The sequence below is a fragment of the Vibrio sp. D173a genome, from assembly GCF_030248475.1.
Window position 1 is genome coordinate 1 of sequence record NZ_JAHGAH010000840.1, and the last position, 780, is coordinate 780.

At 47.1% G+C, this 780-nt stretch carries 2 pseudogenes; both read right to left on the bottom strand.

Annotated elements, in window-relative coordinates:
• Positions 1 to 12: 12 nt before the first annotated feature.
• Positions 13 to 249, bottom strand: a pseudogene (locus tag KIV40_RS29690) (bifunctional protein-serine/threonine kinase/phosphatase); the annotation flags it as partial.
• A 138-nt stretch (positions 250 to 387) separates the two neighbouring features.
• Positions 388 to 780, bottom strand: a pseudogene (locus KIV40_RS29695) (MFS transporter); the annotation flags it as partial.

Genomic DNA, 780 nt, shown 5'->3' on the forward strand with positions numbered 1-780 from the left:
GCTGGCCTTTTACCCCTGCTCACTGCAACTCACGCCGTCATCAATACAGGGCACGCTGCCTTTGAACTCTTGCTCAGCTCGGGTTTGAGGGTGTTTAACGATAATCGCATCCTGATTTTCGTTTCTTACCCCTTGGTGTGAATAACCACCAAAATTGAGCCTAAGTTGATTGCTCGCTTGCGGGTGAATGCCTTGTGATGTCTCTTGGTTGGTGTTTACTGTTTGGCTTTGGCTAAATGAAAGAGTCATAACGTCCTTGCTCCTATCTGCTCATTGTTTGAAAACGGAGGGAAAGAACAAAAGCTCTGGTCATAAACAAGAGCTTTTGAACGAAGTAACCGAGTGTTGCAGTCCCGGTTACTTCTCCCGATATCATTCAATGAGTGGTTAGCTCGATACGTTAATCAGCGTCACACTACCATCGTCATTTACTTCAGCAATTTGACCATTTGGCTCTTCCATAAACATCAGAGTCAGGAAGCCAAGTACCGCCGTTGCTGCAATCACAAGGAAGAACGTTTGGTAGCTAACAAATGAAAGCACTGTTAGGTAAACTACCGCACCCACGTTACCGTAAGCACCTGTCATACCTGCGATTTGACCCGTCATACGACGCTTAATCAGAGGTACTGTCGCAAATACTGCACCTTCACCCGCTTGTACGAAGAAAGAACACACCATTGCTGCCACAACCGCTAGCCATACTGGCCATGTGCTGTCGACTTGACCCATTGTGAAGTAACCCACAGCTAGACCTGCAGTTAGGATAAGCAGCGTTGG